Source organism: Micromonospora sp. CA-246542, from assembly GCF_050942905.1.
Lineage (GTDB): Bacteria > Actinomycetota > Actinomycetes > Mycobacteriales > Micromonosporaceae > Micromonospora.
Genome location: NZ_CP192040.1, coordinates 3,489,379 through 3,508,940, shown reverse-complemented (window position 1 = coordinate 3,508,940; position 19,562 = coordinate 3,489,379). Strand labels below are relative to the sequence as shown.

Annotated in this window: 19 protein-coding genes; 5 read left to right on the top strand and 14 right to left on the bottom strand. The window is 71.9% G+C overall.

Annotated elements, in window-relative coordinates; all coding sequences use genetic code 11:
* Positions 1-41 precede the first annotated feature (41 nt).
* Positions 42-1,832 (top strand): bifunctional metallophosphatase/5'-nucleotidase, encoded by a 1,791-nt coding sequence (locus ACQP0N_RS16415; RefSeq protein ID WP_433121315.1) that lies wholly within the window; start codon positions 42-44, stop codon positions 1,830-1,832.
* A gap of 55 nt (positions 1,833-1,887) precedes the next feature.
* Here ACQP0N_RS16415 and ACQP0N_RS16410 read toward each other — a convergent pair whose 3' ends face one another.
* Entirely contained in the window at positions 1,888-2,061 is a 174-nt protein-coding gene (locus ACQP0N_RS16410) for a hypothetical protein (RefSeq protein ID WP_355053659.1), read from the bottom strand.
* 262 nt (positions 2,062-2,323) lie between these two features.
* Positions 2,324-3,481 (bottom strand): geranylgeranyl reductase family protein, encoded by a 1,158-nt coding sequence (locus ACQP0N_RS16405; protein ID WP_433121312.1) that lies wholly within the window; start codon positions 3,479-3,481, stop codon positions 2,324-2,326.
* Between the two features lie 118 nt (positions 3,482-3,599).
* Here ACQP0N_RS16405 and ACQP0N_RS16400 point away from each other — a divergent pair, with 118 nt between their 5' ends.
* Both ACQP0N_RS16400 and ACQP0N_RS16395 read left to right on the top strand, forming a co-directional pair.
* Positions 3,600-3,836: a hypothetical protein gene (locus ACQP0N_RS16400; RefSeq protein ID WP_355249091.1), complete on the top strand. Its 237-nt coding sequence runs from the start codon at positions 3,600-3,602 to the stop codon at positions 3,834-3,836.
* 42 nt (positions 3,837-3,878) lie between these two features.
* Positions 3,879-5,342, top strand: coding sequence for an MFS transporter (locus ACQP0N_RS16395; protein ID WP_433121310.1), 1,464 nt, complete (start codon positions 3,879-3,881; stop codon positions 5,340-5,342).
* Between the two features lie 62 nt (positions 5,343-5,404).
* Here the strand turns inward: ACQP0N_RS16395 and ACQP0N_RS16390 are convergent, their stop codons facing one another.
* From ACQP0N_RS16390 to ACQP0N_RS16375, 4 genes are all read right to left on the bottom strand, one after another.
* Positions 5,405-5,971, bottom strand: a complete 567-nt coding sequence (locus ACQP0N_RS16390) for a hypothetical protein (protein ID WP_433121308.1) — start codon at positions 5,969-5,971, stop codon at positions 5,405-5,407.
* Positions 5,972-7,037: 1,066 nt separating this feature from the next.
* Positions 7,038-7,667 carry a hypothetical protein gene (locus ACQP0N_RS16385; protein ID WP_433121306.1) on the bottom strand — a complete coding sequence of 210 codons (630 nt, stop codon included), beginning with the start codon at positions 7,665-7,667 and terminating at the stop codon, positions 7,038-7,040.
* A gap of 13 nt (positions 7,668-7,680) precedes the next feature.
* Positions 7,681-9,465 (bottom strand): DUF4012 domain-containing protein, encoded by a 1,785-nt coding sequence (locus ACQP0N_RS16380; RefSeq protein WP_433121303.1) that lies wholly within the window; start codon positions 9,463-9,465, stop codon positions 7,681-7,683.
* Positions 9,466-9,562: 97 nt separating this feature from the next.
* The gene (locus tag ACQP0N_RS16375; protein WP_355052463.1) at positions 9,563-10,810 is read right to left on the bottom strand and encodes a glycosyltransferase family 4 protein; all 1,248 of its coding nucleotides are present in this window, start codon (positions 10,808-10,810) and stop codon (positions 9,563-9,565) included.
* 165 nt (positions 10,811-10,975) lie between these two features.
* Here ACQP0N_RS16375 and ACQP0N_RS16370 point away from each other — a divergent pair, with 165 nt between their 5' ends.
* Entirely contained in the window at positions 10,976-11,530 is a 555-nt protein-coding gene (locus ACQP0N_RS16370) for a low molecular weight phosphatase family protein (RefSeq protein WP_433121301.1), read from the top strand.
* Here the strand turns inward: ACQP0N_RS16370 and ACQP0N_RS16365 are convergent.
* Positions 11,511-12,971 carry a polysaccharide biosynthesis tyrosine autokinase gene (locus ACQP0N_RS16365; protein ID WP_433121299.1) on the bottom strand — a complete coding sequence of 487 codons (1,461 nt, stop codon included), beginning with the start codon at positions 12,969-12,971 and terminating at the stop codon, positions 11,511-11,513. The two genes, ACQP0N_RS16370 and ACQP0N_RS16365, sit on opposite strands and share 20 nt — an antisense overlap.
* 353 nt (positions 12,972-13,324) lie before the next feature.
* Between ACQP0N_RS16365 and nhaA the strand changes: the two genes are divergently transcribed.
* Positions 13,325-14,674, top strand: a complete 1,350-nt coding sequence (nhaA, locus tag ACQP0N_RS16360; RefSeq protein ID WP_433121297.1) for a Na+/H+ antiporter NhaA — start codon at positions 13,325-13,327, stop codon at positions 14,672-14,674.
* A 21-nt stretch (positions 14,675-14,695) separates the two neighbouring features.
* On the opposite strand, the gene ACQP0N_RS16355 is transcribed toward nhaA, so the two are convergent.
* From ACQP0N_RS16355 to egtB, 7 genes are all read right to left on the bottom strand, one after another.
* Positions 14,696-14,893: a hypothetical protein gene (locus tag ACQP0N_RS16355; RefSeq protein ID WP_433121295.1), complete on the bottom strand. Its 198-nt coding sequence runs from the start codon at positions 14,891-14,893 to the stop codon at positions 14,696-14,698.
* Positions 14,894-14,897: 4 nt separating this feature from the next.
* Positions 14,898-15,221 carry a hypothetical protein gene (locus tag ACQP0N_RS16350; RefSeq protein WP_433121293.1) on the bottom strand — a complete coding sequence of 108 codons (324 nt, stop codon included), beginning with the start codon at positions 15,219-15,221 and terminating at the stop codon, positions 14,898-14,900.
* Entirely contained in the window at positions 15,218-15,577 is a 360-nt protein-coding gene (locus ACQP0N_RS16345) for a DUF1622 domain-containing protein (RefSeq protein WP_433121291.1), read from the bottom strand. Before ACQP0N_RS16345 ends, ACQP0N_RS16350 begins: the two co-directional genes overlap by 4 nt.
* A 39-nt stretch (positions 15,578-15,616) precedes the next feature.
* Entirely contained in the window at positions 15,617-16,204 is a 588-nt protein-coding gene (locus ACQP0N_RS16340; RefSeq protein ID WP_433121289.1) for a TMEM165/GDT1 family protein, read from the bottom strand.
* 215 nt (positions 16,205-16,419) lie between these two features.
* Positions 16,420-17,385: an L-histidine N(alpha)-methyltransferase gene (egtD, locus tag ACQP0N_RS16335; protein ID WP_433121287.1), complete on the bottom strand. Its 966-nt coding sequence runs from the start codon at positions 17,383-17,385 to the stop codon at positions 16,420-16,422.
* Between the two features lie 55 nt (positions 17,386-17,440).
* The gene (egtC, locus tag ACQP0N_RS16330) at positions 17,441-18,187 is read right to left on the bottom strand and encodes an ergothioneine biosynthesis protein EgtC (protein WP_433121285.1); all 747 of its coding nucleotides are present in this window, start codon (positions 18,185-18,187) and stop codon (positions 17,441-17,443) included.
* A 28-nt stretch (positions 18,188-18,215) separates the two neighbouring features.
* Entirely contained in the window at positions 18,216-19,553 is a 1,338-nt protein-coding gene (egtB, locus tag ACQP0N_RS16325; protein WP_433121283.1) for an ergothioneine biosynthesis protein EgtB, read from the bottom strand.
* Between the last annotated feature and the right edge of the window lie 9 nt (positions 19,554-19,562).

Sequence of the window (19,562 nt, the reverse complement as noted above, 5' to 3'; positions counted from 1 at the left end):
GGCGCTCACGAGGCGCGTCAACCCCCATCGAAGGGCACGTCATGACCTCTGGATCCGGTCCGTCGCGTCGCCAGGTGCTCGCGGTCGCCGCCGCTGCGGCGACCGCCCCGCTGATCGCCGCCGCCCCCGCCCAGGCGGCGGGGCCCGCCCGGTCGCGCACCTGGGACCTCACGCTGCTCGGCACGTCGGACACGCACGGCAACGTCTACAACTGGGACTACTACCGGGACGCCGAGTACGACGACAGCAAGCACAACGACGTCGGCGTCGCGAAGCTGGCCACCCTCATCAACCAGATCCGCCGCGAGCGGCGCGGCAAGGCCACGCTCGTGCTCGACGCCGGCGACACCATCCAGGGCACTCCCCTGGCGACGTACTACGCCAAGCAGGAGCCCATCACGGCCACCGGCGAGAAGCACCCGATGGCCCGGGCGATGAACGTCATCGACTACGACGCCGTGACCCTGGGCAACCACGAGTTCAACTACGGCCTGCCGCTGCTGGACCTGTGGATCCGCCAACTCGGCTTCCCCGCCCTCGCCGCCAACGCGGTCAACGCCAGGACCGGCAAGCCGGCCTTCCTGCCGTACGTCATCAAGAAGGTCTCCCTGGGCTTCGCCGCGCCGACCCTGCGGGTCGGCATCCTCGGCCTGACCAACCCGGGCGTCGCCATCTGGGACCGGGGCAACGTCGAGGGCAAACTGCGCTTCGACGACATGATCGCGACCGCCGCGAAGTGGGTGCCGATCATGCGGGCCCGCGGCGCGGACATCGTGCTGATCTCGGCCCACGGCGGCGACAGCGGCACCTCCAGCTACGGCCCCGAGCTGCCGAACGAGAACCCGGTGGCGCTGATCGCCCAGCAGGTGCCCGGAATCGACGCGATCCTCTTCGGGCACGCCCACAACGAGGTCGTCGAGCGGTTCGTCACCAACGAGCAGACCGGCACGCAGGTGCTTCTCTCCGAGCCGTCGAAGTGGGGCCAGCGGCTCACCCGGATGGACTTCACCCTCACCCGTGAGCATGGCCGGTGGACGATCACCAAGAAGGCCGCCACCATGCTGAACACCAACACGGTCGTCGAGGACCCGAAGGTGCTCGCGGCCGTCCGGGCCCAGCACGCCAAGACCGTGGCGTACGTCAACCAGGTGGTCGCCACGTCCACCGTGGAGTTGTCGGCGGCGGAGTCCCGGTACAAGGACACTCCGATCCTCGACTTCATCAACCACGTACAGACCGAGGTGGTCGGCGCGGCACTGACCGGTACCGCGTACGCGGACCTGCCGGTGCTGTCGATCGCGGCGCCGTTCAGCCGTACCGCCGTCTTCCCCGCCGGAGACGTCAAGATCCGCGACGTGGCCGGCCTGTACGTGTACGACAACACCCTCGAAGCCGTCGTGCTCAGCGGTGCCGAGGTACGCGCGTACCTGGAGTACTCGGCGAAGTTCTTCCGCACCCTCGCGCCGGGCGCTCCGGTCGACCCGGAGCAGATCAGCGACCCGGCCGTGCCGGACTACAACTACGACGTGATCTCCGGCCTCGACTACGACATCGACATCTCCAAGCCGGTCGGCCAGCGCATAACCCGACTGGTGCTGCCCGGCACCGACACCCCGGTCGCGGACGACGCGCAGTTCGTGGTGGCGGTGAACAACTACCGGCGCAGCGGCGGCGGCAACTTCCCCGGCATCGTGAAGACCCAGGTCTACAACGCGCAGCAGGAGATCCGCCAACTGCTCATCGACTGGGCCCAGGCCAAGGGGACCATCAACCCGGACGACTTCTTCCAGCCCAACTGGCGTCTCGTCCGCGAGGGTGTGCCGGTCTTCTGACCGTGGCATGACGGCGGGCCGTGGGTGACGACACCCGCGGCCCGTCCGCGTATGTTCAGCCCTGCACGTTCCAGCGGACCGGGTCCTCGGCCTTCTCCGGCCGGTCCCGCCCGGGATCGGTCTCGGTCAGCGCGACCTGGTCCTCCGGACGGACCGCGGGTGGCAACTCCCCGAACCGGATGTGGCGCAGGAACGCGTACTCGTCGTCGGTGAACGGTTGCTCGGCCATCGACACCTCCTACTCCCCCGTCATTGTCCAACGGCGGGTCCTCGACGCATCGGTCCGTTGGCTGACAGATGGTCGACGTTGGGTGGACCCTGACACACCCCGTAAACCATCCTAGGATCCTGGCCCATGGCGACGTCCTTCGCCGATCTTGCACTAACGGTTGGCGAGGTGTGCGGCTTCGCGCGGAATGTCGCCACAGAAAACGCAAGATCGGCGCGGGCTGGGCGCGGGGCGGGCTGGGCGCGGGGCTGGTGGTTTGCGCTCAGGAAGGGGCGTCGGCGGGCGGGCGGCGCGGGGTTGGGAGGCGGTCCAGTACGGCCAGGGCCGCGCGGATCGGTCGGCGGCGCAACATGTCGTCGAAGCTCGCCTGCCCCTGACAGAAGCGCACGAACATCCGCCAGCCCGGCGGGGTCGCCAACAGCCCGTGGAACACCTCCGGGCGCCGGGTGAACAGGTCGAGCAACCGGAACCCCGCCCGCATCTCCGGCGTCAGTCGCTCGGCGACCGCCCGCTCGTACCCGGCCAGATCCCCGGCGGCGACCGCCGCCCCGGCCAGCTCGCCGGAGCGCAGGGCGAAGCTGATGCCCTCGCGGCTCCACGGCTCCAACAGCCCGGCCGCGTCCCCCACGACGAGCACCCGGCCGTTGCGCAACGGCGAGTCCTCCTCGCGACAACGCGTCAGGTGACCCGAATCGTGCGCCGCCGGCAGCCCGGTCAGACCCAACCGGTCGACGAACTGCCGCAGGTAGGCACGGGTCCCCTCCCCCGCGCCCCGACCCGCGATCACGCCCACCGTCAACCGGTCACCCTTCGGGAACACCCAGGCGTACGAGCCCGGCATCGCCCCCCAGTCCAGCAACAGCCGCCCACGCCAACGCTCCTGCTCGGCGGACGGCACCGGGATCTCCAGCTCCAGCCCCAGATCCACCTGGCGGTAGCGCACCCCCACGTGCCGGGCGGTCACCCCCGACGAGCCGTCCGCGCCGATCACCGTGCGGGCCGCCAGGGTCGTACCGTCGGCCAGTCGCAGGCGTACCCCCTCGGGGTCCTGCTCGATGGCGCGGACCGCGACCTGCTCACGCAGCTGCGCGCCGGCGGCGACCGCCGCCGCGCGCAGGCGATCGTCGAACTCCTCCCGGCGCACCATGGTCACCACCGGGCTGGCGTTGCGCCGGGTGAACTCCCGCCGGCCGTCGCGGGTGAACGTCACCCGGTCGACCCGGTCGTGCGCCGGCACCTCGATCCGCTCCCGCACGGCGGCCAGGGAGGTGCCGATGAGGCCACCCCCGCAGGTCTTGTAGCGCGGGTGCGTGGCCCGCTCGACAACCAGGGTACGAACGCCCGCGCGGGCCGCGGCGTGTGCCGCGGAGAGCCCGGCGGGGCCCGCGCCGACGACGACCAGATCCCAGACGATCACCATCGCAGCGTAGGGCGTGCTCACCCTCCACCGCCCGAACGGGTGGGCATCTTCGGTCGGGCAGGGGGTAACCGATGCGGCGCAACCGTCCGCGTCCGGCGGGTGGGCGAAGGAGGAGATCATGCAGCGGATGGAGCTGTCGGAGGTCGAGCAGCGGGTGTACGAGGCGGTCACCGCCCTCGAAGCACGCGGCCAGGTGCCCTATCCGGACCTGATCGCCGAAGGGTCCGGGCTGACGGAGGAGCAGGTGCACGCCCCGCTGCACCAGCTCACCGAGAAGGGTCTGCTGCACCGCGAGGACTCGCCGATGGCCGGCCTCGACTTCGGCCCTCGGTTCTGCGCACGTCAGATGGCGTGACCCTGGACGGTTCGCCCCCGCTGGTCGGGGTAGCGGTCAGGAATGCATGATCGACCGTCAACGGGGGGCACGATGAACGCGGCGCGCGAGCCGCAGCCGGTCGACGCGGCCGAGAACCGCCGACGCTGGCAGGCCGTCGGCGTCGGGCTGGTCGCCGCGTTCATGACGCTGCTCGACGTGAGCATCGTCAACGTCGCGGTGCCGTCCATCGACCGCGCGCTGGACGCCTCCCCGAGCGACCTGCAGTGGGTCCTCTCGGGGTACGCGCTCACCTTCGGTCTGGTGCTCGTACCGGCCGGCCGCTTCGGAGACTTCCGAGGTCGGCGTAACGCGTTCGTCTTCGGTATCGCGTTGTTCACCCTGACCAGCGCGCTCGCCGGCCTGGCGACCTCACCCACCTGGCTGGTCGCCGCCCGGCTGCTCCAGGGCGCCGCCGCCGGCATCATCAACCCACAGGTGATCGGGCTGATCCAGCAGTTGTTCCGGGGGCCGGAGCGGGCCCGCCCGTTCGGGTTGCTCGGCGCGACCATCGGCATCTCCACCGCCGTCGGGCCACTGCTCGGCGGCCTGCTCATCGCCCTCGGCGGTGAGGAGCACGGCTGGCGGTGGGTCTTCTTCGTCAACGTGCCGGTCGGCATCGTCGCGGTGATCCTGGGTTGGCGGCTGCTACCCGGTCGGCCCGACGGGCAACCCGGCCGCCGTCGACTCGACCCGGTCGGTGTGCTGCTGCTCGGCGTCGGCGTGGTGCTGATCCTGCTGCCCCTCGTGCAGGAGCAGCAATGGCGTACGCCGTGGAAGTGGGCGCTCATCCCGGCCGGCCTCGCGGTGCTGGTCGCCTTCGGCCTGTGGGAACGGTGGTACGCGCGACACCGCGAACCGCTGTTCGACCTGCGCCTGTTCACCTTCCAGTCGTACACGCTCGGGTCGCTCATCGCGCTCATCTACTTCGGCGGCTTCACCGCGATCTTCTTCATCTTCACGCTGTTCCTGCAGAACGGGCTCGGCTACAGCGCGCTCGTCGCCGGTCTCGCCATCACGCCGTTCGCGCTCGGATCCGCCGCCGCGTCCGCTCTCGGAGGACGCATCGTCAACCGGTTCGGCCGCCCCCTGGTCGCCATCGGCCTGCTCGCCGTGGTGATCGGGCTGGCCGCCACGGTGCTCGCCCTGCACCTCGCGCCGCACGCCCCGGCGCCATGGGTCACCGCCGGTCCGCTGCTCGTCGCCGGCATCGGCAGCGGCCTGGTCATCGCCCCCAACCAGACGCTCACCCTCGCCCAGGTGCCGGTCCCCCAGGCCGGCAGCGGAGCGGGCATGCTCCAGACCGGCCAGCGAATCGGCGCCGCCGCCGGCATCGCCGCGGTCGGCTCGATGTTCTTCTCCTCGCTGGCCGACAGTCACGGCGACTGGACGGGAGCTTTCGAGAAGTCGTTGCTGCTCGCCACGGGCATCATCGCGCTGGCGCTGGTGGCGGCGTTGATCGACATCTTCCGCAATCACCACCGCTGACGCGATCCGCGGGTACGGCGATGGCCGGCGCCCGTTGTCGGGTGCCGGCCATCGGTGATCTCTTAGCTGTTCCAGTTGTGGGCGACCAGGTCGGTGGCCTGCTGTTCCCACTGGGCGTACGCGTCCGGGTAGGCCGAGACCTGCACGGTCTGCGCGGCGTCGGTCAGCGGCATGTCCTGCCAGCCGTCAACCTGGCGCAGGCCCTTGAGGAACGCGGTGGTGGAGTACTCGGGGTTGGTGATCTGCTCGGGCGTGCCCCAACCGGAGGTCGGGCGCTGCTGGAACAGACCCAACGAGTCGTGGTCGTTGGCGTCGCCGAGGTGGCCCAGGTTCTCCAGCTTCGACTCCTGCAGGCTCGTGGCGATCGAGATGACCGCGGCCCGCTCGGGCAGGCCGGCCTTCTTGGTGGCGGCGATGATGGCCTTGGCGTTGGCGGTCTGCTCGTCGTTGAGGGTGATGTGCGACTGGTCGCCCTGCGGCTTGGGTGCCGCGGTCTGCACCGCCGCTGCGGTGGCGGGCTTGGCGTCCACGGCCGGGTTGGCGTGGGCGGCGATGGGGCCGGCGAAGACGCCACCGGCGAACGCGAGACCAGCGATGGACAGCATGCTCTTGCGGAAGATCGTGTTCATCAGGGGTTGCTCCTTCGGGGGTAGGAAACACCCACACGTCACCGTTCGGGGGATCAGGTGACGGGGGTGTCAGCACCTCGTCCGGGCGCTCAAAAGTCTTGGGAGGGGGGCGGCCTGCGAGCGGGGGGCTCGTGGCGGCCGGTCCGTGTGTAACGACCCGGGGCTCGGGGCCATTCCCGGGGCTTGGCGATCCGCGGGGAGCGGGGCTCGTCGCGCCGGGACCCTGTGTAACGACCCGGGGGTCGGGGCCATTCCCGGGGGCTTGGCGATCCGCGGGGGGCGGGGCTCGCCGCGCCGGGACCGGGTGTAACGACCCGCGGTCCGGGGCCATTCCCGGGGGCTGACGACCCGCGGGGAGCGGGGCTCGCCGCGCCGGGACCGGCTGTAACCGACCTGCGGCTCGGGGTCATTCCCGGGGGGCGCCGGGGGGCGGTGACCCGCCTTTGCTCTGCTTCAGCCGAGGAAACACCTGCCGTCCGATAATCGGACACCGGGTGTTTCCTGGGTTGAAGCAGAGCAAAGGACGCGAGGTGATGGGGCCCGACCCGACGGGCGGCGGGCGGTGACCTGCGCTCCTGCGATCGTCCGAGGGCCACGACCGCCGGCGCCCCAACAACTCCCCGGCCACGGGGCACACCCGCCACGGCAGACCCGCCACGGCCCAGCCGCCACGGGGCACCCGGCCACCACAGCAGCCCCCGCCAACCGGACATACCGTCCGCGTCCGGAGGTCGGACCGGATGGTCGACTCCAGATCGCCGAAGTCGGGGTGTCCGGGATCGGTTGATGCCCCCACATCGGCGGACTCGTGTCGATCATGGTGGGAGCGGCTTGATCGACTACAGGTCGTTGACGTGGGGTCGCATCCGGCGGCCCGACGCACGCTAAGCGCGTGGCCCACTCCTTCGATACCCCGCGACGGCGATCTGGAGTCGATCGTGTCGAGGCGGTGTCGGACCGGGCGAAACGCGACACCGTCCCGCGACGTGAACTGGCGCCCGTCGGGACAATCCGACGGGCGCCAGTTCGGGGTACGTCCGGGGCAGCGCCCCGTTTGTGGTGCCGGTTAGTGCGCAGCTCCACCGAAGCGCTGGCGGCGACGCCAGGCCAGGGTCAGCAGCAGCATGATCGCGCCGGCGCCGACGAGGCCGCCGCCGAGCTTCATGGGCGTACCGATGCTGTCACCGGTGACGGGCAGCGGCTGCTTGCGGTGCAGCACCCGCAGCTCGGTGCTCGCGGTCCGACCGGACTCACGGCCCGTGGCGGTGAAGGTCAGCAGACCGGTCACCGACGGCTTGTAGCTCTTGGTGAAGCGCCCCTGGGCGTCGGTGTACGCCGTGAAGTTGAGCGGCGCACTCGCCTGGTACGCCACCGGCGCCATGGCCACGGTGGTGCCGTCGCTGCGGCGCGCCGGCGCGTTGCCGGCGGCCGGGGCAGCGATGGGGGTGACCGTCACCGAGATGTCGACGGTCTCGTTCGGACCGAAATTGGTGCCGGTCAGGATGACCGTCTCGCCCAGGAAGATCGTCGGCCGGTTGACGGTCAGGGACGCGACGACCGGCGGGTACGGCGGCGGCTGGGGCGTGCCGGTGGGCGCGCTGGGCGTCGGCTGCGGCTGTGCCGCCCCCGCTGCCGTCGGCACGGCCACCACGGCCAGGCCGACCGTGAGCGCCATGATGATGCGGGATAGCCGCATGATTGGTTCCCTCCTACTGGTCACAGCTTCGTGCGGAATGAACTTGGGTGGTCCAAGGGCTGGCGGTGGGGGTCAGCCACAGCTCGGCCTGCCCGACGCCGGTCTTGGCCGTCAAGACGGTGACCTCCAGCGCCCTCTCGACGCCGGGGCCGATGTCGACGTTGGCCGTCGCCACCTGGCGGCGGCGTTCGGTGCCGCTGCCCAGTGCCGTCTCGGCCCCGTCGAGCCGGGCGTCGAGCACGGAGCCGCCCGCCGGGCTGAAGATCGACACCAGCGTGCGCGCGGTGTACGGGTCGCCAGCCAGACCGAGGCCAAGGATCGACTTGCTGAGCCCTGACTTCGGCGCCGTCGAGCGCAGAGTCACCCGCAGTCGGAGCTCGCGGCGGCCGTCGGGCCGGCATTCGCCGACCGTGAGGCTCGCCGTCGGCCGCAGGTAGTAGCCGAGCTTCGCGCCGCTGCCGTCGTTGAGAAACACGCCGACCGTCGGCACGGTGTCCTGTTCCGGCAGCGTCCCGGCCATCCGGCTGTTGCCGAAAGTCCGTTGTTCTTCCGGGTGAGCACTCCAGAACAATATCCGGCGTTCCGTGATAGCACGGTCAAATGCGGACAACAACACCCTAGGGTTGACATTCTTCTTGAAGAAGGCGTCAAACACCGCAGCGGCCGAGGACGCGAAGTAGGCGTCCTGCTGCGTGGTGTCCAGCCGCTGGTAGGTCTCGTTGAGCAGGGTCTGCACGGCCTTCTCGCTGGCCAGCGGCACCCCGCCGGGCACCAGCACCGGGCCGGTCGCCTTGAGCAGGTAGGACAGCACCACCGGATCCACGGCGAGCACACCGTCAACGGTGGTACCGGTCTTGCGCCGGTACATCTCCCGGTAGAGGGAGGCGGCGGTCGGGAAGTGCGGGGTCAGGTTCACGTCGGCGGGGTAGATGCCGGGCAGGTCGGTCCAGATCGCCCGGGTCTCGGGGGGCAGCTTCAGCGCCGGGGTGAACCGGCCGAGGGACGCGCTGCTGCCCTGCTGGCCCATCCGGACCCGCCCGTTCTCGGCCTCGATCATCGCGTACGCGCCGAACATGCCGCCGGTCGCGCGCAGCTCGGCCAGGTTCTGCGAGACGAGCAGGTAGCGCCGGGAGCCGCTGGCGCCGAGCAGCGGCGGCAGCAGCCGAGCGCCCTGGTCGGCTGCGGCGGTGAGGCCGGCCAACCGGTCGATCTCGCCGCGGAGATCGGTCAGCGCCTGGCGGACCTGGCTGACCAGCTGGTCGGCCGGCACGGCGGCCAGGTCCCGACGGGTGCCCTGCACCGAGTCGTTGACCCGGGTCAGTTCGCCGGAGACCGACGTGAGCCGGGCCAGGTCCAACCGGCCGCTGGCCGGCACGAGGCTAGTCAGGTCCGTGCGCAGAAGGCTGGGGAACGCCTGCCGGGCCAGGTCGTCGATGGCGATGGCGATCAGCCGGACCGCGTCGAGATCGTCACCGGCCGCCGGGGTGTGCCGACCGAGCCTCCAGCTCGGATCGGACGTGGCGGCCCGGGCCGCGCCGGACTGCTCCTGTAGGGCGGAGAGGGTGCGCAGGGCACGGTCGGTGTCCCCGCCGACGACCTGGGCGCTCAGCTCCCGGGCCAGGCCGGCGGCATTGATCAGGTGCGCCCTCGCCTGCCAACCGCGAAAACCGATCCACCCACCAGCGGCCAGCACCAGCGATCCGACCACGAGAGCGCCGAGCAGTGCCCGGCGCAGTCGCGCGCGCCGGCGACGCCGGGACCGGCTTCGTCGTCGACGCGGTCGTTCGCTCTCCGTCACACCACACTCCGATCCAGGAATCGGACAGTCTGTCGAATTCCCTGACGTTCTTAGCACGTTACGAGGACTCTCGTACCGTTATGGCATTTCTGGTCCTTTACGCGAGGTTTCCTCGCGGTGCTGTCGCTCCCTGTGGGACGCGGCCGGCGGCCTCGTGCAGCAGCCGCTCGATCCGGTCGACGCCGGCCGGCAGCGACATCTCCCGCAGGTACGTCTGCCGCCCCCGCCGGCCCATCTCGGTGCGCGCGGGCGGCGGGATGGTGGCGGCCAGCCAGAACCGGTCGGCCAACGCGGCCCAGTCCTCGGGTGGGCAGGACAGCCCGGCTCGGGCGCGTTCGACCAGCTCGACGGTGTCCCCGCCGGCCGACGCGACGACCGGCGCGGCGCACGACAGCGCGGCCTGCAGCTTGCCCGGCACCATGCCGCGAAGCTCGGGCAGGTCGCGCAACATGATCAACTGGTAGTCGGCGGCGGCGTACAGCTCGGGCATGTCGACAGGTGACCGCCGTTCGAGGAAGCGGACGTTCTCCGCCTTGAGGTCGGCGGCGAGCCCCCGCACCCGCCGCTCGTCCGCGCCCGAGCCGACCAGGACCAGGTCCATCGTCCGGTCCAGCGCCGCCGCGGCCCGGACCGCCGTCTCCAGCCCCTGGCGGGGTCCGATGGTCCCGGCGTGCATCACCACGCATCGGCGGTCGCGGCGGACCATCTGCCGGGCCGCCGCGCCGGGTGTCGCCGGGTAGAAGATGCGCTCGTCCGTCCAGTTGAGGACCAGACGGACCCGGCCGGGGTCGGCGCCGGCCGCGACCACCAGGTCGCGCATCGACGGCGCGGCCACGGCGACCCGCGCGGCCGACCGGTAGACGCGGGTCATCGCGGCGTCCATCCGCGCCAACCAGCGGCCGCCGCCGGACGCGTCGACGCCGTCGCGGGCCCAGACATCCTGTACGTGCAGCACGGTCGGCACCCTCGCGAGGAGCCGCAGGACGGCGGCGGTGGCGAACGTGGTGGCCGGCAGTTGGAAGACGTAGAGCGCGTCCACGTCACCCAGGAACCGGCGGGCCGCCAGCGACGCGCTCCCGGCGAACGACAGGTAGCTGGCCATCCGCGCCCGGGTGGTGGTGGCCCCGCCGGAGACCCGCGGCACCCGGCGGACGGACAGCCGATCGCTGTGCGTCTCGTGGTGCCACCGCTGCCGCCACCCTGGATAGACGTGCCCGCCCGGGTAGTCGGGGAATCCGGTGAGGACGCGGACTTCGTGCCCGCGCGCGGCCAGCTCCTCGGCGAGGCTGCCGGGGATGAACGCCGGCTCGGGCGGGAAGTGGTACGACAGGATGCCGATCTTCACCGCGACACCGCCGGTGGGCGCGGATCGGGCTCGGCCGGCGCGGCATCGCGTCCGACGCGGCGGCCCGCGTAGGATGCTGGCAACCCCTCCCCGCGCGCCCAGCGGCGTCGACGCACCACCCTCACGGTGTGGCGACCCGTGTCCGCATCCACGAGAGGGCTCCCGATGGCCGATCGCGTGCTGTTCGTCTGCCACGCCAATCTGTGTCGCTCGCCGATGGCCGAGCACCTGGCCCGACGGCTGTTGGCCGACCGTCCCGTGCTGGTGTCCAGCGCCGGCACCGACGCGATGGACGGGATGGCCATGCACCCGTACGCGGCGGAGGTCGTGACCGAGGAGGGCGGCGACCCGACGGCGTTCAGCAGCCGTACGCTGCGGGCCGAGCAGCTGACCGATGCGACCCTCGTGCTGACCGCCACCCGGCGGCAGCGGTCGGTGTGCACCTCGCTCGCGCCCGGCGCGCTGCACCGGACGTTCACCCTTCGCCAGTTCGGCCGGCTCGCGGCGGCGGCCGAACCGCCCGTCGAATCGACCGACGATCCGCTGGCGGCCGCCATCGCCGCCGCCGCCAGCGCCCGGGGGCGGCTGCAACCCGCCGCCCCCGACGCGGACGACCTTCGGGACCCGATCGGCGGTACCGTCGCCGACTTCCGTCGCTGCGCCGAGGAGATCGAACGCTCGCTACGACCCCTCGCCGCGCTCATCGGGGCAGCCGGGTGAGTTCCTGGGTACGGTCGCTGACACCGTTGACCCCGGCGTCCTCACTGTGGCGGGCGGCGGGGGCCCGGTCGGTCGGGACCGACGGCGTGGCGGTCGAGGCGACCACCCGGTAGGCCTCGTACTGGTACGCCTCGGCCTTGGCCACCTTCGCCATGTTCAGCACGCAGCCGAGCAGCCGCACCGAGACCGAGTGCAGCGCGCGGGCCGCCGCGGCCACCTGGGTGCGCGACGTACGACCCTGCTGGCTCACCAGCAGCGCGCCGTCGGCCTGGACGGCCACCACGACGCCGTCGGTCACCGCGAGCAGCGGCGCGGTGTCGATGATCACGATGTCCGCGGACTCGCGCAACGCGAGCAGCAGGTCCGCCATCGCCTTGGAGCCGAGCAACTCGCTCGGGTTGGGCGGCGCGGAGCCACTGGGCAGCACCAGCAGGGACTTGTCGCCCCACCGCTGCACCACGTCACCGACCTGGACGTCGCCGACCAAGACGTCGGTGAGGCCAACGCCGGCGTCCAGGCCCAGGTAGTCGTCGACCTTCGGGCGTCGCAGGTCGGCGTCGACCAGCAGCACACGCCAGCCCGCCTCAGCCAGCGCGATGGCCAGGTTGCACGACATCGTCGTCTTGCCCTCGCCCTGCAACGCGCTGGTCACGGCGATGACCCGGGCCGGCTCGTGCACGTCCACGAAGCGCAGGTTGGTCCGCAGCTTGCGGACCGCCTCGGCACGGGCCGACGTGGCGGCGTCGCCGACGATCAGCGGGGACGTGCGGGCGGCGCTCTCGAACGGGATCTCGCCGAGCAGCGGGCTTCCGGTGGCGCGTTGCAGGCCGGCGGCGTCGCGCAGGCGGACGTCGGCGACGCCGCGCAGGATCGCCAGGCCGACGCCGAGGACGAGGCCGAGCAGACCGCCGAGTACGAGATTTCGCAGCGGCTTCGGCGAGACGGGGCTCGCGCTGACCCGTGGGCCGCTGACCACCTCGATCTTGATGGGCGACTTGCCCTCGGGTGGCGTCTCGACCTTCTGCACGAGTTCGACGAACTTCGCGGCGAGGGTCTCACTCAACCGCAGGGCACGGGCCTGGTCGGTGTCGGTGACCGAGGCGCGCAGCAGGACGGTGCCCGTCTCGGTGGAGGTGGTCACCCGGCGCTGCACCTCGTCCGCGGTGAGCCCGACCGGCGTCTCGGCCGCGACACTCTGTGCCAGGCGGTCGCTGCTGAGCAGGTCGGCGTACGACTTGACGCGCTGCTGGAGGAACAGCCCGCCCTGGTAGGCATCGGAGACGCCCTGGTTGGGGGTGGTGACGAAGAAGGTCACCGAGGCGACGTACCGGGGCTGCGCCCGTACGGTCAGGAACGCCGAGACGCCCAGGGACACCATGATCGTGAGCAGCACGACCCACCAGTGCCGACGCACGTGGCGCAATTGGCGAAGCAGGTCCATCAGGCTTGCCTCCGGACCGGTCCGGTTACGCCAAAGAACTTCACGAAAACCCCCAAGGTCGTCTGTCAACTCGTGAAACCATTAAAGCCCCTCATAGGACTTATGTCCGGAGTTATGCATTTTCGGCGTCCGTAATCGCGCCGCCCCGCATGACCAACCCGGCAAAGGGCCATTCGGCAGCGGCGACGCCCGGAAAAGTCGACGACCGATTCCCCGCGCCGATCCCGATCGCCGCGTCGCCTCGCGCACGATCACCGGCGTGCCGCCGACCGGATAGGGTCGACAGTGGTGTGCCGGGAAGTCTGGTCGGCGATTGGATCCCTGCCGTCCCGACACCAGAGGTGAGCCCCTTCATGACCGGCCGTACCCCCCACCGCGACCGACTCTTCGCGCGGTCGTCCTGGCCGGAGGCCCGGTACCTGGCCGATGTGCTGCGCACCGAAACGGTCGGCGGCGCCCTGCTGCTGCTCGGCGCCGTCCTCGCGCTGCTCTGGGCGAACTCGCCGTGGAGCGAGGCCTATGTCCGGCTCGGGGCCTGGGTGCCCTGGCCGGGCGGCGCGCGCTGGCACCTCGACCTGAGCCTCGCCACCTGGGCCGCCGACGGCCTGCTCGCCATCTTCTTCTTCGTGGTGGGCCTGGAACTCAAGCGCGAGTTCGTCGCCGGGGACCTGCGCGACCCGCGCCGCGCGGCGCTGCCGGTGGTGGCCGCCCTGGGTGGAATGGCGATGCCCGCGTTGGTCTACGTGGCCGTGCTCCTCGGCACGGGCGGCGAGGGACTGCGGGGCTGGGCCATCCCGACCGCCACCGACATCGCCTTCGCGCTGGCCGTCCTCGCGGTGGTCAGCTCACACCTGCCCCAGGGCCTGCGCGCCTTCCTGCTCACCCTGGCCGTGGTCGACGACCTGTTCGCGATCACCATCATCGCGGTCTTCTACACCGCCGACTTCCACCCGCTGCCGCTGCTCGCCGCGCTCGCCCCGATCGGACTCTTCGCGTGGCTCGTGCGGCGGGGCCGCACCTGGTGGTGGGCCCTCGTCCCGCTCGCGGTCGCCACCTGGGCGCTGGTGCACGCCTCGGGGGTGCACGCCACGGTCGCCGGCGTGCTGCTCGGCTTCACCGTGCCGGTGCTGACCCGCGCACCGGGCGGCACCGCTGCGACGGCCGACCGGGCGGAGTCGGGAGGCGCGGACGCGGGCGGGCTCGCCGCGCACCTGGAACACCGGTGGCGACCCGTGTCGGCCGGCTTCGCCGTGCCGGTCTTCGCCCTCTTCGCGGCCGGTGTGACACTCCGTGGCACCGATCTCGGGGCCCTGCTGACCGACCCGCTGGTGATCGCCGTGGTGGCCGGCCTGGTGTTCGGCAAGAGCATCGGGATCTTCGGCTCGACCTACCTGCTGGCCCGGTTCACGCGCGCCGAGTTGGACGAGGACATCACCTGGTCCGACCTGTTCGGCATCGCCCTGTTGGCCGGGGTCGGGTTCACCGTCTCGCTGCTCATCGGCGACCTGGCGTTCGGCGCGGGCAGTACGGCCGACGAGCGCGTCAAGGCGGCGGTCCTCGCCGGATCGGTGATCTCCGCGGCGCTCGCCGCCGCCGTGCTCGCCCGCCGCAACGCCGCGTACCGGCGGGTGGCCGAGAAGGAAAGCCTCGACGCCGACGGCGACGGGGTGCCCGACGTCTACCAGCGGCCCGGACGGGACTGACCGGACCGGCCCGCGACCCGGTCAGCGGTGGCCGTCGTGCGGCGCCCGCTCCTCGGTCTCGTCCGCGAGGGCGTCGGTCGTGGGGGCGGTGAGGTCGTCGGCGGGCACCGCCACCTCCTCCGCGAGGTCCTGCTCGTCGGGCTTGCCGCCGGGCTGCGGCTCGGGAGCGGTGGCGCCGCCGGCGTATCCGTACTCGTTCGGTTCGTCGTGCCGGCTCATGTGGTTATCCTCCCGCTTTTCCCGGTTTCTCTGGTACCGCCCACGGTAGGCGGTGATCGTCGCCCCCGCAGCGCGGCGAGGATTGTCGCCGCGACCACGGCGGCGGGAGACTCAACGCCGCCGCGAGCAGTTGCCGCAGCGCGACGATCGCGGCGGTGGTGGCCAGGCCGCTCCACGCCGGATCCCCGGCGAGACGCAGCAGGCCGGCCGCCGTCAAAAGATCCAACAGCACGCGTACGGCGACCCGCACGTCGCCGGTGCACAGGACCGTGACGACCCCGGCGACCAGCGCCAACGCGGTCACCGCCTCGACCAGCGCGGTAATCACGTCCGCTGCCCGTCGGAGACCTGCCGTTGCTCCTGCCGGATCTCCCGGCCCAGGAAGTAGTTCAGCGCCGTCCGGATCGTGGCGATCGCCGCCAACTGGCCGATCTGCGTGAACGACGGCGACACCGCGGTCCGCAGGACGTCGGCCGCGAGCTGGAACTCCAGACCGAGCGTCAGGAACCGGCCCAGCGACAGGCGGATCGGGGTGAAGACGGCGGCGGTGCGGTGCCGCAGCCCCTCGGCCACGAACCGCACCGCCGCCCAGAGCGCGCCCACGACGATCACCAGGGCGCCGGCCACCTCCACCACGGCGACCAGCACCTGGTCGCCGTGGCGCAGCAGCTCCGCCGGCTCCACCCGCAGGCGTTACCCGCCACCGGGGCGGCTAGTCGGCGCTCAGGTCAGCTCGTTCACGGCCTCCAGGATCAGCCAGAGGCCACTGATGGCGAACAGCACCGCGGCGCCGTACCTGATGGTCTTCTCCGGCAGCCGGCGGCCGAGCATCCGGCCGACCAGGATGGCCAGCGCGTCCGCGGCCACCATGCCCACCGTGGAGCCGAGCCAGGTGCCGAACCAGCCGTACTTGGTGGCCAGCGTGATCGTCGCGAGCATCGTCTTGTCGCCCAGCTCGGCCAGGAAGAACGCCACCGACACCGCCACGATCGCGGTCTTGCTGGTCTTCTCGGCCTTACGCTTCTCCTCCTCGGTGAGCTTGTCACCGCGTAGCGTCCACGCGCCGAACCCGAGGAAGGCCACACCGGCCACCAGCGAGATCCATTCGGTGGGCAGCACGGCGCCGAGACCCGAACCGATGGCGACCGACGCCAGGTGCACCACCGCCGTGGCGACGGTGATGCCGATCAGCACCGGAAGCGGCTTGAACCGCGTGGCGAACGTCAGCGCCATCAACTGGGACTTGTCTCCCAGCTCGGCGACGAAGATGACGCCGAAGCTGACGACCAGCGCGACGAGGAATCCCTCCATGACATCCTTCCCGTTCAGACCGGGAGGAGGTGCGGGGGCGCCCTCGACCCGGCTGCGACAGCCTGAGTCGAAGGTCTCGCCCGCCCCGGAGACCGGGGCCGCGTGGCCGGATGCGGAACGCACCAGTATGTCGACCACGACATTGGGGGCTACTCCCCTTCGCGCGACCAGCCTAACCGATCAGCGAGCGAGCCGGACGGCACGGGTGAACAGGCTCACCGCGCCCGCGCCAGCGTCACCCCGAACAGCCCGCCCGGGTCGGTCCAGAAGTACGACGCCGCGAAGCCCGCCGCGCCCAGTTCGGCGGCCACCCCCTCCGGGCGGAACTTCGCCGACACCTCCGTCCGCAGTTCCTCTCCCTCGTCGAACGCCACCGAAAGGTCCAGCACCCGGACCCGCATCGGACGCGTCGCCCGCAGACGCATCTCGATCCACTCTCGCTCCGGGTCCCACCGGGCGACATGCGCGAACGCCTCCGGGTCGAAGTCGGACCCCAACTCCCGGTTGATCACATACAGCACGTTGCGGTTGAACTCGGCCGTGACCCCGGCCGCGTCGTCGTACGCGGGCACGATCACCGACGGGTCCTTCACCAGGTCGGTGCCGAGCAGCAGCCAGTCCCCCTCCTCCAGCGCGGCGCGCATCGCGGTCAGGAACCCCGCCCGCTCGGCCGGCAACAGGTTGCCGATCGTGCCGCCCAGGAACACCACCAGCCGCCGCCCGCCGGTCGGCAGCCGGTCGAGCTGGCGGGTGAAGTCGCCCACGATCCCCCGGACCCGCAGCCCCGGATAGTCGGCGGCGATCTGCGCCGTCGACCCGAGCAGGGCGCTGACCGAGACGTCGAGCGGGACGAACGTGCCCAGCCCTCCCCGGCGGGTGAACGCGTCCAGCAGCAGCCGGGTCTTCTCCGACGAGCCGGAGCCCAGCTCGATCAGAGTCTTCGCGCCGGTCAGCGCCGCCACGTCGTCGGCGTGCGCGGCAAGCACCGCCCGCTCGGCCCGGGTCGGGTAGTACTCGGGCAGCCGGGTGATCTCCTCGAACAGCTCGCTGCCCCGCGAGTCGTAGAACCACTTCGGCGGCAGCCACTTCGCCTCGGCGGTCAACCCCGCCCGGACGTCCGCCCGCAGGCCACTCTCCAGGTCCTGCGGCTCGAGGTAGATCTCCAACGGTTCCGCACTCATCGCCCCCGCCTCTTTCGTGGTCGTCAGACACCTCGCGTAGCCCGGCCGGCAACGCTCACCCGGCCGGCAGCCCGCACACCCGCACCTCGTCCGCCGTGGCGGTGACCAGGCGCTGCTGCGGCACCGGCCGCCACCCGGCGTCGTCGTCGTGCGGCTCGGACGCCACCACCACCGAGCCCGCCCCCGCGCGCACCGACAGCGCGTGACCGACCGCGGTGGCCACCGCCCGCCGTCCGTCGGTGAGCAGCAGATTCAGCCGCGACCCCGGAGCGGCGGCGGCGACCTCGACCACCGTCCGGCCGACCGCCTCCGCCGGGTCGTCACCCGCACGGAGCCGATGCCGCACCAGCGCCCACAGCAACGCCGAGTCGGTGGCCGCGTCCAGGGTCAGCAGGTCCCGCACCGGCAGGCCGGCGGCGAGCGGCACCATCGAATCCGGCCAGCCCCGGATCACACCGTTGTGGCTGAACAGCCACCGGCCCTCCGCGAACGGCGCGGCCGCGCCGTCGACCACCGCCATCCCCACGGTGGCCGACCGGACCGCGGCGAGCACCGCGCCGGCACGGGTCACCGCCGCCAGCTCGGCGATCGTCGGGTCGCTCCAGATCGGCTGGGCACGCCGGTACCGCACCGGAGGACCGTCGTCCGGATACCAGCCGACGCCGAACCCGTCGGCGTTGATCGTGCCGCCGCCGCGCATGTCACGCGGCGCCCAGGACTGACGGACCAGCGCGTACGCCGGCTCGAACAGCAACGCGGCCAACGTGACCGGCGGGCCGAGGTAGACCAGGTGACGGCACATCAGCGCACCCCGCGTGGCGTCGGGCGCCTCACCGCGGCGACTCGTCCGGACCGGCGTCGCGGGCGCAGCGGAAGCCACTGAAGATCTGCCGGCGGATCGGATAGTCCCAGTTGCGGAACGTCCCCCGGCACGCCGACCGGTCCGTGCCGAACGAGCCACCGCGCAGCACCCGATGGTCGTCACCGAAGAACACCTCGGAGTACTCGCGGTACGGGAACGCGACGAAGCCGGGATGACCGGTGAACGGGGTCGACGTCCACTCCCAGACGTCCCCGATGAGCTGGTGCACGCCGAGCGGCGAGGCGCCGGCCGGGTACGCCCCCACCGGCGCCGGCCGCAGGTGACGTTGGTCGAGGTTGGCGTGCGCCTCGGTCGGGTCGTCGTCGCCCCACGGGTAGCGGCGGGACCGCCCGGTCGCCGGGTCCCACCGCGCCGCCTTCTCCCACTCCGCCTCGGTCGGCAGACGCTTACCGGCCCACGTCGCGTACGCCTGCGCCTCGTGGAAACACACGTGCACCACCGGCTCGTCGGGGCGTACGGCGTCCCAGCGGCCGAACCGCCGGTACACCCACCCGTCACCGTCGCGACGCCAGTGCAGCGGCGCGACGAGTCCCTCGCGCACCCGGTGCTCCCAGCCCGCCGCGCTCCACCACCGCCGGTCGGAGTAGCCGCCGTCGGCGATGAACTCCTCGTACGCGCCGTTGCTGACCGGTGCGGCGTCGATGACGTACGCCGGCAGGTGGACCTGGTGCGCGGGCCGTTCGTTGTCCAGGGCCCAGGGATCGGTGTCGGTGCCCATCGTGAACTCTCCGGCCGGCACCAGCACCTCCCCGCCGACCCGGACGGTCGGCTCGGGTGGCGGCGGGGCGTGCAGCACCGCCGCGCCCGCGCGCAGCTGGTGGGTCGCGAGCATCGTCTCGTCGTGCTGCTGCTCGTGCTGCACGATCATCCCGAAGGCAAACCCGTCGGCGACCAACGGCCGGTCGGTGAAGCGCACCGCGTCGAGCAGGTCGTACACCTTGTCGCGGACCGTGCCCACGTAGGCGCGCGCCTCCGCCGGTGGCAACAGGGGCAGCCGTGGGCGGTCCCGGCGGGGCTGCTTGAACGCGTCGTACAGGTCGTCGATGTCGCAGCGGACCGGCTCACGGCCGCCCACGTCGCGCACCAGCCACAGCTCCTCCTGGTTGCCGACGTGCGCCAGGTCCCAGACCAACGGCGACATCAGCGGAGAGTGCTGGCGCATCAGGTCGGCGTCGTCGACCGCCTCGGTCAGCAGGGCCGTGCGGGAGCGGGCGCGCGCCAACTCCTGTGCGATCCGCCCCCGCAACAGCTCACCGTCGGCATGCTCCGTCGTACTCGCGCTCACCCGTCGCAC

Bases quoted from the DNA above. Each gene is read 5' to 3' on its own strand.
- egtC (WP_433121285.1), bottom strand. From the start codon at position 18,187: ATGTGCCGTCACCTGGTCTACCTCGGCCCGCCGGTCACGTTGGCCGCG.
- ACQP0N_RS16365 (WP_433121299.1), bottom strand. From the start codon at position 12,971: ATGGACCTGCTTCGCCAATTGCGCCACGTGCGTCGGCACTGGTGGGTC.
- ACQP0N_RS16355 (WP_433121295.1), bottom strand. From the start codon at position 14,893: ATGAGCCGGCACGACGAACCGAACGAGTACGGATACGCCGGCGGCGCC.
- ACQP0N_RS16405 (WP_433121312.1), bottom strand. From the start codon at position 3,481: ATGGTGATCGTCTGGGATCTGGTCGTCGTCGGCGCGGGCCCCGCCGGG.
- ACQP0N_RS16410 (WP_355053659.1), bottom strand. From the start codon at position 2,061: ATGGCCGAGCAACCGTTCACCGACGACGAGTACGCGTTCCTGCGCCAC.
- ACQP0N_RS16385 (WP_433121306.1), bottom strand. From the start codon at position 7,667: ATGCGGCTATCCCGCATCATCATGGCGCTCACGGTCGGCCTGGCCGTG.
- ACQP0N_RS16400 (WP_355249091.1), top strand. From the start codon at position 3,600: ATGCAGCGGATGGAGCTGTCGGAGGTCGAGCAGCGGGTGTACGAGGCG.
- ACQP0N_RS16370 (WP_433121301.1), top strand. From the start codon at position 10,976: ATGGCCGATCGCGTGCTGTTCGTCTGCCACGCCAATCTGTGTCGCTCG.
- ACQP0N_RS16340 (WP_433121289.1), bottom strand. From the start codon at position 16,204: ATGGAGGGATTCCTCGTCGCGCTGGTCGTCAGCTTCGGCGTCATCTTC.
- egtD (WP_433121287.1), bottom strand. From the start codon at position 17,385: ATGAGTGCGGAACCGTTGGAGATCTACCTCGAGCCGCAGGACCTGGAG.
- ACQP0N_RS16395 (WP_433121310.1), top strand. From the start codon at position 3,879: ATGCATGATCGACCGTCAACGGGGGGCACGATGAACGCGGCGCGCGAG.
- nhaA (WP_433121297.1), top strand. From the start codon at position 13,325: ATGACCGGCCGTACCCCCCACCGCGACCGACTCTTCGCGCGGTCGTCC.
- ACQP0N_RS16415 (WP_433121315.1), top strand. From the start codon at position 42: ATGACCTCTGGATCCGGTCCGTCGCGTCGCCAGGTGCTCGCGGTCGCC.
- ACQP0N_RS16390 (WP_433121308.1), bottom strand. From the start codon at position 5,971: ATGAACACGATCTTCCGCAAGAGCATGCTGTCCATCGCTGGTCTCGCG.